Here is a 14,818-nt window from a genome sequence, read left to right as displayed (position 1 = left end):
ACGCTTTTCCTGAGACCAATTTGATTCAATTAATTTACGACTAATCAACACTTACAAGATAAGCTTTTTTTTTATGATAAACAGCTTAAGACCCCACTAATAACAGACGTTTCAGGATATTTAACAATAATATAACAAATTTCATGTATCGCATCTATCAATTCGACACCCTTTAATATTTTGACTTGGTTAATTGCAACATCAAGACACATTTTTAATGTTTATATACAATTTTAAATATGACTCACAAATAACCATATTGAAATTAATTTATTAAGTATTTACAGTTCTAATTTTAAAAAACAAGTTTTATTATTCAAGTTGTATCTTTGCTATTAAACGACTAAAACAGCAATCTCCATTTCAAATTTCATAACAAATAACGTCAAGGAATTATTAGAATTTCTTAGAAGCAGTAACTTTTCAAAAGCTGTATTAATTGGTATTGCCATTACTGTACCTGTTGTTTTGGGCATTGTAACCAATCGTTTTGAAATTGGGCTTGCCATTTGTTTTGGAGCGTTTTGGTGTTCTCCCAGTGATGTAAGCGGTAGTTTAAAACACAAGCAAGTTGGCATCCTGTTTTCATCTTTTTTGGTGGTTATTATCAGTTTTATTGGTGGCTATTTTCATATTTCTAACATTTTTCTTTTCCCTCTTTTAGGTGTGTTAACATTCTGTATAGCCTTTATTTCCATTTACGGATTTAGAGCTTCGCTAATTAGTTTTTCTGGATTATTAGCTTTGGTATTGAGTTTTGCACACACTTCGGAAAACTTAGAAGTTTATCAATACGCTTTATTAATAGGCGTGGGTGGTTTATGGTATTTATTAATATCTACAATATGGTTTTACATAAACCCTAAGGCACAAACCGAAGAAACACTTATGGAAATCATGCTTATTACAGCAGATTTCTTAGACACCAGACGACAGCTAATTGGGAAGCAACCTAACAGAGTTGCTTTAGAAACAAGGCTCATGAGCTTACAAATAGAGCTAACCGAACACCATGAAACTTTACGCGAGATTTTAATTTCGTATCGTAAAAACTCAGGGAAATCGAATTACCACGGTAGACGCTTATTAATATTTATTCAATTGGTTGAATTCCTAGAAACTGCTATTGCTAACCCTGTGAATTACGACAAAATGGATGCCCTTTTTATAATGCATCCTGAATTTAAAACCGATTTTCAGAAGTTAATCTCAGAACTATCTCATCAACTACGTTCAACAGCTAATAATTTCAATACCTCAAAACAGGTCCCTTCCAATAAAGTGCTATCAAATATTTTTGAAACGCTTGAAAATGATATTCTAAAATTCAAAAACGAAAAAAAATCTGAAAACTACGAACACTATTTAATGCTTGAGAATTATTTAGATTATCAGAAAAAGCAATTTGGTAAGCTTAAAAAGATAAAATGGTTATTGGATAATCCTAAATTAACTTCAGACGATGTTATAAAAAAAGACAATTTAAAACGTTTTATACACTCACAAGATTACGACCCAAAATTAATACTTAGAAACCTGAGCTTTAGGTCTACCATTTTTAGGCATTCCTTACGTCTGGCCATTACAGTAATGTTAGGTTATGGCATTGGTTTGTTTTTCGATTTACAAAATCCGTATTGGATAATACTTACGGTAATTGTAATCATGCGACCTAGTTACGGACTTACAAAAACACGATCCAAAGACCGAATTATAGGCACATTAATTGGTGCTGTATTAGCAAGTGGCTTGGTGCTATTAATAAACGATCCATATATCTATGGTGCATTAGGTGTACTCTCTTTAGTTATTGCTTTTTCTATGGTTCAGAAAAATTATAAAGCATCGGCAACCTTTATTACATTGAGTGTTATTTTTATATATGCCATTTTACAGCCAGATATTTTAAAGGTAATACAATTTAGAGTTATTGATACTGTAATTGGAGCAACACTATCTTATATGGCTATGCGTTGGCTAATACCTGCTTGGTCGTTTATGGAAATTGGCGATAATATAAAAGATGGGTTAAAAGCAAATACTGCATTTTTTAAATCTATAAGCAGTTACTATCAACAGAAAGGTAAAGTTCCCATTAGTTTAAATGTCAATCGAAAAGAGGCATTTTTACAAATGTCAAATTTAAGTGCTGCGTTTCAGCGAATGGCTCAAGAACCAAAGTCGAAACAAAATCACATAGATGATATTTATGAACTTGTAGAAATTAACCAAAGTTTTTTATCATCGTTAGCCTCCTTGAGTGCTTATATTCAAAACCATAAAACCACCGAAGCTTCGGAAGAGTTTAAATTTATTTCAGCAAAAATTCAAGAGAACCTTGATACAGTTTGTTCGCAATTAAAATCTATCAATTTTGAAGTTCCTACTCTAAAACCTATACCTTCAGAATTAATATACAAACCTTCAACCTTAAACTTTTCTATTGACAGTCTTACAAACCATGTTATTTCAAAAACCGATAATGTACGCTCTCATAAAGAAGTTCACTTGGTTTGGGAACAATTATCTTGGCTGTTTAGCCAAAGTGAAAAAATGTTGAAACTCACATCTAAGTTTCGGATGGATTGATTTATTTTAGAAAGTGTTAATACTAAAAACCAATTAACAAAATCGAATAGAAACAGTAAATGTTGTTGATTACGGAAAAATTTAGAAAAACGGCATAAAACCAATTGCCTGTATTATGTAAAAATTAATGAGCCTTTATTGTATATCGCGATAATTCCTTCAGAATAATCTCAAGCTCGTTTTTGTTTACTAACTTAGTTCTAGTTAACACAACCAATAATACACAATATCGATAACAAACATATAAAATTAAACTAATTTGAAATTTAAAGGTCAAAATAATGAGTATATAGAGATTGTGAATGTAAACAAATCGAACGCCAACATACTTAATGAGTCTAAACAAAGTGAGTTATGTATGATTTGGTTTAAAACCGATAATAATAAAATTAATATAGACGCTATAGATTATGTTTTCAACACAAATGACATTATAAGCCTAACAGAGTTTCATACCGTTAGAGTAGACAATTTAATAGAGGCTACATTAATTAAATGGAATAGGTCATTTTACTGCGTTGTAGATCATGACAGTGAAGTAGGTTGCAAAGGCATCCTGTATTATGGAGCCTCTACTGTTCCTATTATAAAACTTGACGAAAAGCACATTGATGTTTTAACAACTTTATTTAAAATGCTCTATATCGAGATGGAATCCAGAGATAATTTGCAATTAGAGATGTTGCAGATGATGCTAAAAAGACTTCTTATTTTATGTACACGTATTTATAAAGACCAAAATATAGGTTCTAAACTTAGAACACAAAGCATTGACACTATAAGAGAATACAATTATCTGGTAGAACAACACTTTAAAACAAAGCACACAGTAAAGGAATATGCTGCTTTGTTATTTAAATCCCCAAAAACACTTTCCAATCTATTTAAAAAATATGGCGACACAACACCTCAACAGTTTATTCAAAACAGACTCATGCTTGAAGCCAGAAGACTACTAACTTATACCGAGAGACCTATTTCTGAAATAGGTTTTGAATTAGGCTTTTCAGATATACAAGCCTTCAGTCGATTTTTCAGCAAACAAGAAGGACATTCTCCACAAAAATTTCGAAATAGGGAAATAATGCCAACTAAGTAGGTAGTATTGATTACCTCCTACATCCATTCCTAGCGTACATTTGTACTGTAAATAAATAATGAATCATCAAAAACAGTATAATATGAAAAATGTAACTAAAATTTCAGTACCAAGTAAAAAGGATGTTAATAAAAAAAGTCAGAAACTTTTTGACCAACTAAATTCACAATTAGGAATGGTGCCTAATTTATATGCCACCATTGGATATTCTAGCAACGCCCTAGAAAACTTTTTAACATTTTCAGGAAATGCAGGAAAAGGCTCCTTTTCAAACAAAGAAATTGAAGCTATAAAACTTGCTGTATCTCAAGCTAATAATTGTATCTACTGTAAATCTGCACATACAGCAATTGCTAAAATGAACGGGTTTACAGATGCTGAAACAGTTGAATTAAGAAACGCTACAATTAATGACCCAAAACTAAAAGTGTTAACAACTATGGCAAAACAGGTTGCCGAGAAAGCAGGACATATTGATTCTGACGTAAGAGAAGCGTTTTTTAATCAAGGATACGATGCAAAAGCACTAGTGGATTTTATTGCAGTTGTAACTGCTATTACATTTACAAACTATGCTCATGCACTTACAAATGTAGATGTTGACTTCCCAATAGTGGAAAAATAAAAAAATAGCAACTCTAATTTTAATAAAATGAAAGCAGGAAACTTAATTATAAGAATAGGTATAGGCCTCCTCTTTGTATGGGGAGGTTTAGAAAAATTTATTGAAGGATTTTTAGGAGGCGTTGGTTTAGATAATATGGCAGCGTTTCTTAAAAGTAATGGATTAGCATTTTTAGGCGATTCAGGAGCATATTTTGCTGGCGCACTATTAGCAGCAGTAGAATTAGCGGCAGGTATATTAGTACTAGCAAACAAGCAGCTGTTTTATGCATATGCTTTTTTAGCGTTTATTATGTTAATAGCCTTGATATTGGTTCACATACCGTCTGGTAATTGGATGAATATTATGATACACATAGCTCTGTTTACCACAATGCTAGGATTAGCATTAGAAAATAAAAAAATTAAATAGTAGTAAACAATAACAATCTATTAAAAAGCCATAGCGGTTCTGGATATCTCCAGAACCGTTTTTGTGTTTAAATAAGTAGCTTGTCTTCAGCATTTAGATTGCATCTGTTTTTTTTTAAGTTGAACAAAAACATTACTCGTATTTGAAGGTTAAAAAATTTTAAAAAACACATCTTAATATTATCATTGGCAACTACATGTTAGAAAAAATAGCATTCACTTCAACACTTAAAAAAGGCGAGTTACCAAATGTTAAAAACTTCTAGAGCATCACCATATATCGTTTGCCACAACGCTGGCATGTAGAAAATGAATTAAACAGATACAGAATTGGTAGAGCTTCTAAAGACATGAAAGTGAAAAAATAAAAAAAATCGCTCTTTAACTATACACCTAAAATCTAACAAGCTATAAGCAAGCAAATTAAGTAATTGGTTACCAACACCAGGTGACCCTTTTTAGATTGTATTGCGTTGTTATGCTCAGATAAAGTCATTTTAGAAGGTTCTTGGCCTGAACCAACATTAGCTCCGACAAAATAATAATTCTATCTGGTTTGTTTGATAATCCATTAAAAGAACAGATTAAAAAATATGTTTATTTTAGAGTAAACTAAAACACGTATTTCAAGATTAGTTTATATTTGTTAATAAACAAACGTATTAAACTTAATCCATTTCATATAAAAACTAAAATCATGATTAGAAGAAACTACATTATAGCTGTTTGCTGTTTCTTAATTAGCACCTTAGGAATTGCCCAAGAAAAAACAGAAGAAAAAACAGATGCGAGCGCGAGTGCTGCACAAGCAAACAATCCATTAGCTAATATGACGGCTTTAAGCTTTCAAAATTACTATATGCCTAAATTAGCAGAATCGCCTTCAGATGCTTTTATGAATACCACATGGATACGATTTGCAAAGCCTGTAGCTAAAGGAAAATTATTATTACGTGCTTCTATGCCATTCTCAACGTTAGGTTTGCCTAATGCTAACGGCGTAGTTAATACAACAAGTGGATTGGGAGATTTTAATGCCTTTTTATCTTATAACTTTGTCTCTAACGCAACCACAACTATGGGTATTGGACCGTCTCTTACAGCTCCAACTGCTTCAGACGATCTTTTAGGTGCCGGTAAATGGCAAGGAGGATTTGCATTTGTTGCCTTTGTTGCTAAATCGCCAATATTTCAATTTGGTGGACTTATAACATGGCAAGCTTCCTTTGCTGGAGATGAAGATAGACAATCTACTAATATGGCTGCACTTCAACCGTTCTATTTTTGGCAGTTAGGAAAAGGTACTTATTTAAGAGGTGCTCCAATTTGGGTTTTAGATTTCAAAAAAGAGGCCTATTCTGTTCCTATTGCACTAGGTATTGGTAAAGTAGTAAAACTGGGAAATACTGTTTTTAACATGTATGTTGAACCTCAATATTCAATTTATGTTGAAGGTGTTCAACCTGTATTTCAATTATTAACAGGTATTAATTTACAATTTGTTAAATAAAACGTTTTTCCTGCAATTTAAATTGAAAGGATGGGGGAACACATAAAATGACAAACAACTTATTACTTTTCACCTTTATACTTAATTCGGCAACTCGTGTTTGTCAAGATAATAGTCCAAAATAAATTAGAGAAAGCTAGAGCTTTGGAGAAAATATAAATAAACCAAATTTGCTCACACTAGGTATAATTAATTACAGATATTAAATAAAAAGGTACACGGAAATTCTGTCGAATTCTCTAATCACATCGCATTTTTGTTATCTTAGTTGCTTTCACCATTAACCATAAACAAATCCGTTGCTCATAATATAAGACCACAAATATGAAAAGAATTTTCACCCTGATTTTTTGCTTAATTATGACTATTGGACTTTCTCAATCAAAGCAAATTCAAATCGAATTTATTGGAAACTGTGGCTTGCATATGACTGATGGAACCACAAATTTCTACATTGATTTCCCTTATAAATCAGGAGCACACGGCTATATGGAATTTAACGATTCTGAATTAGATAGTATTCAAGAAAATTCTATTTTCATATTTACTCATAATCACTCTGACCATTACTCTAAAAAGAATCTCAAAAAAGTAATGAAAAATAAAGGAGGACAGACTTACGGTGTTTCAAACATTTCAGAATTAGAAAAGCTAGGAGAATCTATAGAAAATTTTGAAATACAAGCATTTAAAACTGACCATACTGTATTTGGAATTTCATTTCGTCACTACTCTTATTTGATAACTTGGCACAATAAAAAAATCTATTTATCTGGCGATACAACCGAACCTGAAACCTTAAGTCAAATGGAAGAAATTGACTTAGCTTTTGTTCCTTATTGGATTTTAAAAAACGCTAAAGATCAGAATATCACAATCGACGCAAAAATGTTTGCTATCTATCATCTATATCCAGAACAAATTCCAAGTGCAAAAGAAAATTGGGGTGAAGTTGAAAATATTAGACCAATGGTTGAACAAGGAGAAATAATAACGATCGAATTAGAAACAGATTAAAATACCAACTTAAGACGTGTATAATTAATTGCAAGTCCTAGCCTACTTACTAAAATCTTCGCAGATTTTCTATTCATTATTTATTTGTTAAATTAGATACTTAAACAGGCATTAACCAAAAACAAATCCGTTGTAGCCAATTTAAGAAAACCACAAAATGAATAGATTAACCTTCATATTTGCTATTGTTTTACTGGTTTCCTGCCACAAAGAAACTCCATCAGACCAGACTACCAATTCTTCACATATAAAATATTTCGGATTCACATTGATTGACACCTATTGGGACGACCCAACCGATAACCAACCGATAACCAATTATATTGATGAAGTCTCCGGATTCTCAAATATTGCCGATATTTTAATTGTAAATCCTTCAGATAATATTGTTGCAAGAATGACAGAAATGAACGATTTTCAAGTGAAAAGCATTTTGCATCTATCAGAGATTTTTTTTGAATCGGTTGGCACTTCAAGTCCTTCTGGAGTTGAATATGGTTTACGTACAGATTACCAATCAAGATGGGACGAATTTATAGACACTAATAATCTACAAGTCAATCAGAATTTAATACAATCATTTTACATTGGAGAAGAACCAACTTGGAACGGAATATCTTTTTCGGAATTAAAAGCTGCAATCGATTATGTGAAATCCACAATTCCAACAATTCCAATAATGATAATTGAAGCTTATCCCATAATCGACCAACTTCAAGTGCCAAATTCCGTAGATTGGATTGGTTTTGACCATTATTTTATTAAAGACCCTAAATCAAATGTTGATTTTTTGAGTGAATTACATAATCTAAAATCAAAATTTACAAATGCTGAACAAAAATTGGTAATCATTATGGACACTCATTATATCAGTTCATTACACGGAGATTTAGGAGGAATCTCATTAAATGAAATGGACCGGGTAGCCAACAGTTATTTTGAATTAGCAAAATCTGAACCGAAAACAATTGCAATACTAGGTTATTTTTGGCCGAGTGGCTTTGATAATTCAGAATCTATTGGAGCGAGAAATATGCCTGAAATTATAAAAGAAAATTATATCCGAATAGGAAAAGAAGTAACAAATAAGAATTAAAAAAGCATGACAACACTGTTTATTAAAAATACTTAATTTAGTGTTTAATCAAAGGGAAATGCACGTTTGCTTTCTTCCCATATACTAAACCATTATACCTAATTAGACAAAAATTATGAGAACAACTATAAAAAAAATTAAAACGCTAACATTTTCAATTTTATTTATAGTTGCGTTAATTGCTTGTAACTCAAAAAATAAAGCACCTACAAAAGTCACACAAAAGGAAACATCGCAAAACAACCTTTCCACAGTAATTGATTCCATTAATTCAGAAATAAATAATGGAGATTATGGGTTAATTGATCGCTTTATGGTCATACAGAATGACCAAATATTGGCAGATTTTAAATATGAACAGGACTATGAAACCATTGTTCAAAAATATGACACAACTAATCATCAATACAATTTCAATAGTATAGATTGGCATCCATACTACAAAAAAAGTGAATTACACACCCTTCAATCTGTAACCAAAAGTATTACTTCAATCCTTTTTGGTATTGCGTTGGATTTGAACAAGGAATACAATGTTAGCAACAAAGCAATGCCTTTGTTAAATAATACCAACATTGATCTTAAAGATGAACGAAAACAAAATATAGCCATTGAAGATTTATTGACTATGAGAAGTGGATTACAATGGAATGAAGAGACTGACCATAATGATACTACAAATGACTGTTTTAGACTTGAATCAAGCAACAACTGGATAGAATATGTTTTGAGTAAGCCTATGGATACCATACCAGGAACAAGATTCGTGTATAATGGTGGAGGAACGGTTCTTTTAGGAAAAATTATTAGCACCATTACGGGCAAACGAATTGACCAATGGGCAGAAGAAAAATTATTTGAGCCACTAGGTATTACAGAATATTATTGGAAAGAAACACCTGATGGAGAAATTGATACAGAAGGAGGTTTATATCTTAAGGCTGAAGATTTGGCTAAAATTGGTTCATTGTTTTTAAACAAAGGGAAATGGAATAACACACAAATTGTATCTGAAAGTTGGGTTTTAACATCCACGAGCCCTTTAATCAAAGATGTAAAGCCTGAATGGCGACGTGATATGGGATATGGTTATCAATGGTGGATCCCTGAATATACTGATACTGGTAAATCCAAAATTTATGGTGGCAACGGATATGGCGGACAGTATTTAATGATGGCACCAGAATACAATTTAATAATCGTCTTTAATGGCTGGAATATTAATTATGAGCCTGAAAAGTCAACCTGGAGAGTATTACAAGACAGAATAATCCCGACACTTAAAAATGAATAACTGGATATAAAACATATAAAATTATTTGCATGATCACTGCCGACTTACAAACATTCTCACGGAATATTCTATCTTTAATTTATTTGTTAAATTAGGTGTTTAAAAACACTTACAAACCACGTACAAACACGTTTTGCTCCATTATTACAAACCGTTAACCAATGATAGATTTCTTTAGATTATCGAAACAAAATTTTGCTTTTGCAAAATCTAATGCCCAATGGGCATTTGGTTACGATAGCCGTTTACGGACTTGAAAAAAACATTAGAAACTATGATAAAATTCTTTAGAAAAATTAGACAAAACCTCTTAATGGAAAACAAAACTGGAAAGTATTTAAAGTATGCAATCGGAGAAATTGTACTTGTGGTTATTGGCATTTTGATTGCGCTATCAATTAATAACTGGAATGATAACAGAAAAAACAAACTTGCCGAATCTGATTACTACTGCAGAATTTTAGAGGACTTTCAAATAAACGAAAAGTTAGTAAATGAATCACTTGAGGGAATTACTAACAGGATTAAAATCAGTAAAAAAATTATACTAGATTTAAATAAAACACCCAATAATAAAAGTGAAATTCTAAATGATTTTTTACATGCGTTAAGACAAAATGTATTTGTGCCAAGTAATATTACCTTCGAAGAATTAACGTCATCGGGTAATATAAAGTTTATAACAGATATCCAATTAAAAAACAGACTTATTGAATTCAATACTTTTTTGGAGAACACATTGGATTTACTTAAAGAAAATCGTAACGAACTCAATAAAAGAATGATTAATTTTGAGTCAGCAACGGAATTTGGAATGCAAGAATTTGACTATTTAGAGAATGAACTTGGAAAAGAAATTGTCCAATTATTACCAAGTATCGAGTGGACTAACAATAAAAATGACAAAACATTTCTAAAGTTCCAGGACAACCTTGTATTTCTAGTTGCAATGTATGTTAGAAAGAAACAACATCTATATAATCTTAAAGTGGAAATGGAAGAGCCAATAAGACTTTTAAAAAATAAAAAATGTGAATAACGAATGCCAAAAGCCATGTATAATTAATGGCTAGTCTTCGCCTACTTACGAAAATTGCTTGTGTTTGTTCGCTTCGCTCGTGACTCGCGTATTTCCTATTTTGTCTTTATTTGCTAAATTAGTTACTGAAGTACGCAAAAAAGCACATATAACACCATATCAAACATAACGACAAACTATTAACCAATGATAAAATTCTTTAGTAAAATTAGACAATACCTCTTAATGGAAAACAAAACTGGAAAGTATTTAAAGTATGCAATCGGAGAAATTGTACTTGTAGTTATTGGCATTTTGATTGCGCTACAAATCAATAACTGGAAAGAGCAACAAATAGAAAGCAAAAACGAACAGGCCATTCTAAAAAGGTTATCCAAAGAATTTACATCAAACCGTGAGCAGATTTTAGACAAAATTGACAGCAGAAAAGATATAATAAAAAAATGTGGTCGATTGTTGTCATTTTACAACGAACCAAAAGATGCAGATATTGACAGCATCCTCTTGTTTTTAGGAAGTATTGTTCCTACTACTTTTGACCCCATTCAAAACAACTTGGTCAGCTCTGGTAGAATCGAAATTTTAAAAAACGAAGAGTTAAAACAGTTGCTCATAAATTGGAGTACAGATGTTATTCAACTTCAAGAAGTGGAGCAAATGTTTCTAAGGTATTATGAAACAATCTTTATGTCCTACATTCACGAAATAGGCATACAACGTGATTTGGGATATACTTTCTGGCAAAAGGCATCGTCAAGCTTGTTAGAAGCTAAAAACATTAGCAATCCAATCCCTGGGAAATCAAAAATCAGTAACTATAATAAAAATATATTGCTTGAAGATTCAAAACTAGAAGGCATAATTGCATGGACAATGAATTTAAATACCTTTAACAACCAAGAGGGTACAACCTTGTTGAAAAGGATTGATTATATCCTTGAAGTTATAGAATCTGACATTAAAAAATAATGAAAGCACAACAAAGTGTATAAAAATGCTCAATTAAATGCTCAATCAACAGAACAGTGTGCGTTGGCTGTTATTCTCAAACTTTAATCCAGACGCCATTTTAAAAAACTAGTAAAAATATTATAAAAAGTGTGATTTTTATTTAAGGCTTGCGAATAATAAGGAAACTAACTTATTATAATATGGCAACTAGAAAAATTATCGGAATTGTATTTTCATTTATAGGTATTCTATTTAGCGTAATCTTCCTAATACACTCAGACATAAATATAAATTTAAAAGAATATTTTGATTTTTCTTTTAAAAGTTATTTTAGCTTATCCTATTTTAATCAAATTTTGCCTTTAATAATTTGCCTTATCCTGTTTTATGGTGGCATATTATTAATTATAAAACCTACAAAATCAAACCCTATTTTAGCTTTATTCGGATTTACAGTACTAGAGCAAATTGTGTTCAGTTGGTTTGGTATAATTTCTATTGATTTCTCAACTTATGTTATTGGTATATTTTTTTTCTGCACAATATTAGCATTATGGATTGCCTATTCAAACACTATTAATCAAAAACGTTTATCGCTAAAAGAAGGTGTTTTTAGTTTAATTCTCGGAACTATAATCAATGCTTTTTCTTATTATTTATAAATTTTTTCTAAAAAAGTGTGATTTTTTATCAAGTACTGCGAATAATATATAAAACAATCAAAATAATGAAAACAGTATTTTTAAGAAACATTTTATTAGCACTTTGTATAACAACAAATGCTATTGTAGCACAAACCGAATCAAAGCAGTTTGAGAAAACTCAAAATGAGATCATAAATCTTATTAATTTACCAAATCCAACGTTTAATCCAGATATCATTCAGAAACCGATGACATCAGAAGCAATTGCAGATTTAGGATTCGATCAGGTTTATAAAAACAGTCCTCAAAAGTTTACTACAAGAGATGGAAAACAACTATTTTCTTATGTATATAAAACTGAAAGTAATACAACAATTATTTTACTTCACGGAATTCTTTCTAGTTCTTATTTAATGAACAAAACAGCTGGATTATTAAAGGAAGCAACTAATAGTGAAGTAGTAGCTTTAGATTTTAGAGGACACGGTCAATCCGAAGGTACACCTGGCGATGTAGATTATATCAATCAATATGCAGATGATTTAGAAGATGTTATTTCGGAGATTAAAAAAGAAAAACCGAATCAAAAAATAATTCTTGCAGGACACTCAATGGGTGGCGGTATAATTTTACGATATGCTATGAAAGAGAACAAACCCAACATTGACGGCTATCTTTTATTTGCTCCTCATTTAGGTGTAAACTCTCCAACTGTAAAAACAACAAATTCAGTTGAAGAAGAGGCATTTATCAAACTACATATAAATAGAATTATTGGTTTAAAAATGATGAACGCTATTGGAGACACAACACACAATCATCTTCCGGTATTGTTTTTTAATCTACCTGAAACTATGCCAATTACCAAATATAGTTATCGTGCCAATGAAAGTATGTCTCCTTTAGATTATAAAAAAGGCCTAAACGCCATAGACAAACCATTACTCGTGGTAGTTGGAAGTGAAGATGAGGCTTTTGATGCCAATAAGTTCTCTTCAGCTGTTACAGAAAACAGCACTGGAGAAGTGTATATTGCTGAAAATGAAACTCATAACGGAATTCGTCACAACAAGAAAACGATGGAAATAATTTCAATTTGGATAAAAAATTATAAATTACAATAGTACAATCACTTACAAATGACGGCAAATAAAAAAGAACAATTCATAAAAACGATAGAAGACCAAAAAAAAATCATCTATAAAATTGTGAACTCTTATTGCCAAAATAAAGAAGATAGAAAAGATTTAGAACAAGAAATTATCATCCAGTTATGGAATTCGTTTGATAAGTATAATAGCGATTATAAATATTCAACTTGGATGTATCGAATTGCGCTAAACGTTGCAATCTCTTTTTATAGAAAAGAAAAAAAGTGGTCGATTAAAAATGATTTTTACAATGAAGAATCTATTTTCAAAATAGAAGATGATACTAACGAAGAACAAACAGAATTAAATTATCATTTAAAGTTATTACAAGAATTCATTCATAATTTAAACGAACTAAATAAAGCACTAATGTTATTGTATTTAGAAGAGAAAAGTTATGAGGAAATTTCAGAAATACTTGGTATTACTAAAACTAACGTCGCCACAAAAATTAGTAGAATTAAATTAAAATTAAAAAAAGAATTTCAAAACATATAGCATTATGGAAGCAGGAGAGTTAAAAAAAATATTAGCAGCTTACGATACGAAATTAGATGAAAAATTAAGTTTAAATCTAGCTTCTTTTAAGAGTATCAATTTAGATAAATCAGAAAAGAAAACACTCAGTATTCTTAAGTACAGAATTATAGAAATTGTAGTTTTTTCTTTATTAGCAGTGTTTATGGGAAATTATATTGCTAGTAATTGGACCCAAACACATTTGGCCATAAGTGGAATTATTGTTGGTGTTTTCACCTTAATTGCATTAGCGGGCAGTATAGGACAGGTTACTTTATTAAAACAAATTGACTTTGCAAAACCAATAGTTGACATAAGAAAAAAGATAGAATTAGTAAATACTCACGGATTGCTATTTGTTAAACTAATGTTGCTATCTACTCCAATATGGTGGGCTTATATAGTGGTTGGCAGTGATTACATGTTCAATATTGACCTTTATGCTCACATGGATGTCGATTTTGTGTTAAAATACCTTATGGTTAATTCCTTGTTAATTATTCCGTTAGTCTGGTTTTTAAATAAATTAACCTACAAAAACCTACATGTAAAATGGGTAAGAAAAACTATAGGATTTTTTATAGGGTCAAAAACGATGAAAGCTTTAGAGTTTTTAAATGATATTGAGAAGTTTGAAAATTAAATATTTTATTTAAAAAAAATATCTCACTCTCAAAATCGGCTTTAATAGTTGGAATTGGATTATTAATAATGACTTTAACGGTTCCACTTGCCGAATTTAAAATAATCCAAGATTTAGTAAATCCAAACATTTGCCAGCCCTGCTATGAATAAAATAATTATGGAGCACCTGATGTACTTCAGATGCTGGCTATCGAAAAACCATTACCAAAAGTTAATGAAGTCCTCATCA

15 protein-coding genes are annotated in these 14,818 nt (G+C 30.9%); 14 read left to right on the top strand and 1 reads right to left on the bottom strand.

Going from position 1 to position 14,818, the window contains the following annotated elements; genetic code table 11:
- Positions 1 to 335: 335 nt before the first annotated feature.
- Positions 336 to 476: a hypothetical protein gene (locus ACI5KZ_RS00335; RefSeq protein WP_165815762.1), complete on the bottom strand. Its 141-nt coding sequence runs from the start codon at positions 474 to 476 to the stop codon at positions 336 to 338.
- Here ACI5KZ_RS00335 and ACI5KZ_RS00330 point away from each other — a divergent pair.
- The 14 genes from ACI5KZ_RS00330 to ACI5KZ_RS00265 all read left to right on the top strand — a co-directional run bounded on the left by ACI5KZ_RS00330 (position 469) and on the right by ACI5KZ_RS00265 (position 14,587).
- Positions 469 to 2,589, top strand: a complete 2,121-nt coding sequence (locus tag ACI5KZ_RS00330; protein WP_406846562.1) for an FUSC family membrane protein — start codon at positions 469 to 471, stop codon at positions 2,587 to 2,589. The genes ACI5KZ_RS00335 and ACI5KZ_RS00330 overlap by 8 nt on opposite strands.
- A gap of 259 nt (positions 2,590 to 2,848) precedes the next feature.
- Positions 2,849 to 3,688, top strand: coding sequence for a helix-turn-helix domain-containing protein (locus ACI5KZ_RS00325; protein ID WP_406846561.1), 840 nt, complete (start codon positions 2,849 to 2,851; stop codon positions 3,686 to 3,688).
- A gap of 82 nt (positions 3,689 to 3,770) precedes the next feature.
- Positions 3,771 to 4,313, top strand: a complete 543-nt coding sequence (locus ACI5KZ_RS00320; protein WP_406846560.1) for a carboxymuconolactone decarboxylase family protein — start codon at positions 3,771 to 3,773, stop codon at positions 4,311 to 4,313.
- 27 nt (positions 4,314 to 4,340) lie between these two features.
- Positions 4,341 to 4,724 (top strand): DoxX family membrane protein, encoded by a 384-nt coding sequence (locus ACI5KZ_RS00315; RefSeq protein ID WP_406846559.1) that lies wholly within the window; start codon positions 4,341 to 4,343, stop codon positions 4,722 to 4,724.
- A gap of 696 nt (positions 4,725 to 5,420) precedes the next feature.
- Positions 5,421 to 6,233, top strand: a complete 813-nt coding sequence (locus tag ACI5KZ_RS00310; protein WP_406846558.1) for a hypothetical protein — start codon at positions 5,421 to 5,423, stop codon at positions 6,231 to 6,233.
- 324 nt (positions 6,234 to 6,557) lie between these two features.
- On the top strand, positions 6,558 to 7,250 hold the full coding sequence (locus ACI5KZ_RS00305) for an MBL fold metallo-hydrolase (RefSeq protein ID WP_406846557.1): 693 nt from the start codon (positions 6,558 to 6,560) through the stop codon (positions 7,248 to 7,250).
- Between the two features lie 157 nt (positions 7,251 to 7,407).
- Positions 7,408 to 8,346, top strand: coding sequence for a hypothetical protein (locus tag ACI5KZ_RS00300; protein WP_406846556.1), 939 nt, complete (start codon positions 7,408 to 7,410; stop codon positions 8,344 to 8,346).
- A gap of 115 nt (positions 8,347 to 8,461) precedes the next feature.
- Positions 8,462 to 9,640, top strand: a complete 1,179-nt coding sequence (locus ACI5KZ_RS00295; protein WP_406846555.1) for a serine hydrolase domain-containing protein — start codon at positions 8,462 to 8,464, stop codon at positions 9,638 to 9,640.
- Positions 9,641 to 9,953: 313 nt separating this feature from the next.
- On the top strand, positions 9,954 to 10,679 hold the full coding sequence (locus ACI5KZ_RS00290; RefSeq protein WP_406846554.1) for a DUF6090 family protein: 726 nt from the start codon (positions 9,954 to 9,956) through the stop codon (positions 10,677 to 10,679).
- Between the two features lie 186 nt (positions 10,680 to 10,865).
- Positions 10,866 to 11,648, top strand: a complete 783-nt coding sequence (locus ACI5KZ_RS00285) for a DUF6090 family protein (protein ID WP_406846553.1) — start codon at positions 10,866 to 10,868, stop codon at positions 11,646 to 11,648.
- 182 nt (positions 11,649 to 11,830) lie between these two features.
- Positions 11,831 to 12,292: a hypothetical protein gene (locus ACI5KZ_RS00280; RefSeq protein ID WP_406846552.1), complete on the top strand. Its 462-nt coding sequence runs from the start codon at positions 11,831 to 11,833 to the stop codon at positions 12,290 to 12,292.
- 65 nt (positions 12,293 to 12,357) lie between these two features.
- Entirely contained in the window at positions 12,358 to 13,398 is a 1,041-nt protein-coding gene (locus ACI5KZ_RS00275; RefSeq protein WP_406846551.1) for an alpha/beta hydrolase, read from the top strand.
- Between the two features lie 15 nt (positions 13,399 to 13,413).
- Positions 13,414 to 13,923, top strand: a complete 510-nt coding sequence (locus ACI5KZ_RS00270; RefSeq protein ID WP_406846550.1) for an RNA polymerase sigma factor — start codon at positions 13,414 to 13,416, stop codon at positions 13,921 to 13,923.
- 4 nt (positions 13,924 to 13,927) lie between these two features.
- Positions 13,928 to 14,587: a hypothetical protein gene (locus tag ACI5KZ_RS00265; protein WP_406846549.1), complete on the top strand. Its 660-nt coding sequence runs from the start codon at positions 13,928 to 13,930 to the stop codon at positions 14,585 to 14,587.
- Positions 14,588 to 14,818: the final 231 nt, after the last annotated feature.

This window comes from Xanthomarina sp. GH4-25 (assembly GCF_045363175.1).
Classification (GTDB): domain Bacteria; phylum Bacteroidota; class Bacteroidia; order Flavobacteriales; family Flavobacteriaceae; genus Xanthomarina.
This window is presented reverse-complemented; position numbering and strand designations above follow the sequence as displayed.

Excerpts from the sequence above, each read along its gene's own strand:
- ACI5KZ_RS00335 (WP_165815762.1), bottom strand. The coding sequence starts at position 476 with ATGCCCAAAACAACAGGTACAGTAATGGCAATACCAATTAATACAGCT.
- ACI5KZ_RS00320 (WP_406846560.1), top strand. The coding sequence starts at position 3,771 with ATGAAAAATGTAACTAAAATTTCAGTACCAAGTAAAAAGGATGTTAAT.
- ACI5KZ_RS00315 (WP_406846559.1), top strand. The coding sequence starts at position 4,341 with ATGAAAGCAGGAAACTTAATTATAAGAATAGGTATAGGCCTCCTCTTT.
- ACI5KZ_RS00310 (WP_406846558.1), top strand. The coding sequence starts at position 5,421 with ATGATTAGAAGAAACTACATTATAGCTGTTTGCTGTTTCTTAATTAGC.
- ACI5KZ_RS00305 (WP_406846557.1), top strand. The coding sequence starts at position 6,558 with ATGAAAAGAATTTTCACCCTGATTTTTTGCTTAATTATGACTATTGGA.
- ACI5KZ_RS00300 (WP_406846556.1), top strand. The coding sequence starts at position 7,408 with ATGAATAGATTAACCTTCATATTTGCTATTGTTTTACTGGTTTCCTGC.
- ACI5KZ_RS00295 (WP_406846555.1), top strand. The coding sequence starts at position 8,462 with ATGAGAACAACTATAAAAAAAATTAAAACGCTAACATTTTCAATTTTA.
- ACI5KZ_RS00290 (WP_406846554.1), top strand. The coding sequence starts at position 9,954 with ATGGAAAACAAAACTGGAAAGTATTTAAAGTATGCAATCGGAGAAATT.
- ACI5KZ_RS00285 (WP_406846553.1), top strand. The coding sequence starts at position 10,866 with ATGATAAAATTCTTTAGTAAAATTAGACAATACCTCTTAATGGAAAAC.
- ACI5KZ_RS00280 (WP_406846552.1), top strand. The coding sequence starts at position 11,831 with ATGGCAACTAGAAAAATTATCGGAATTGTATTTTCATTTATAGGTATT.
- ACI5KZ_RS00275 (WP_406846551.1), top strand. The coding sequence starts at position 12,358 with ATGAAAACAGTATTTTTAAGAAACATTTTATTAGCACTTTGTATAACA.
- ACI5KZ_RS00270 (WP_406846550.1), top strand. The coding sequence starts at position 13,414 with ATGACGGCAAATAAAAAAGAACAATTCATAAAAACGATAGAAGACCAA.
- ACI5KZ_RS00265 (WP_406846549.1), top strand. The coding sequence starts at position 13,928 with ATGGAAGCAGGAGAGTTAAAAAAAATATTAGCAGCTTACGATACGAAA.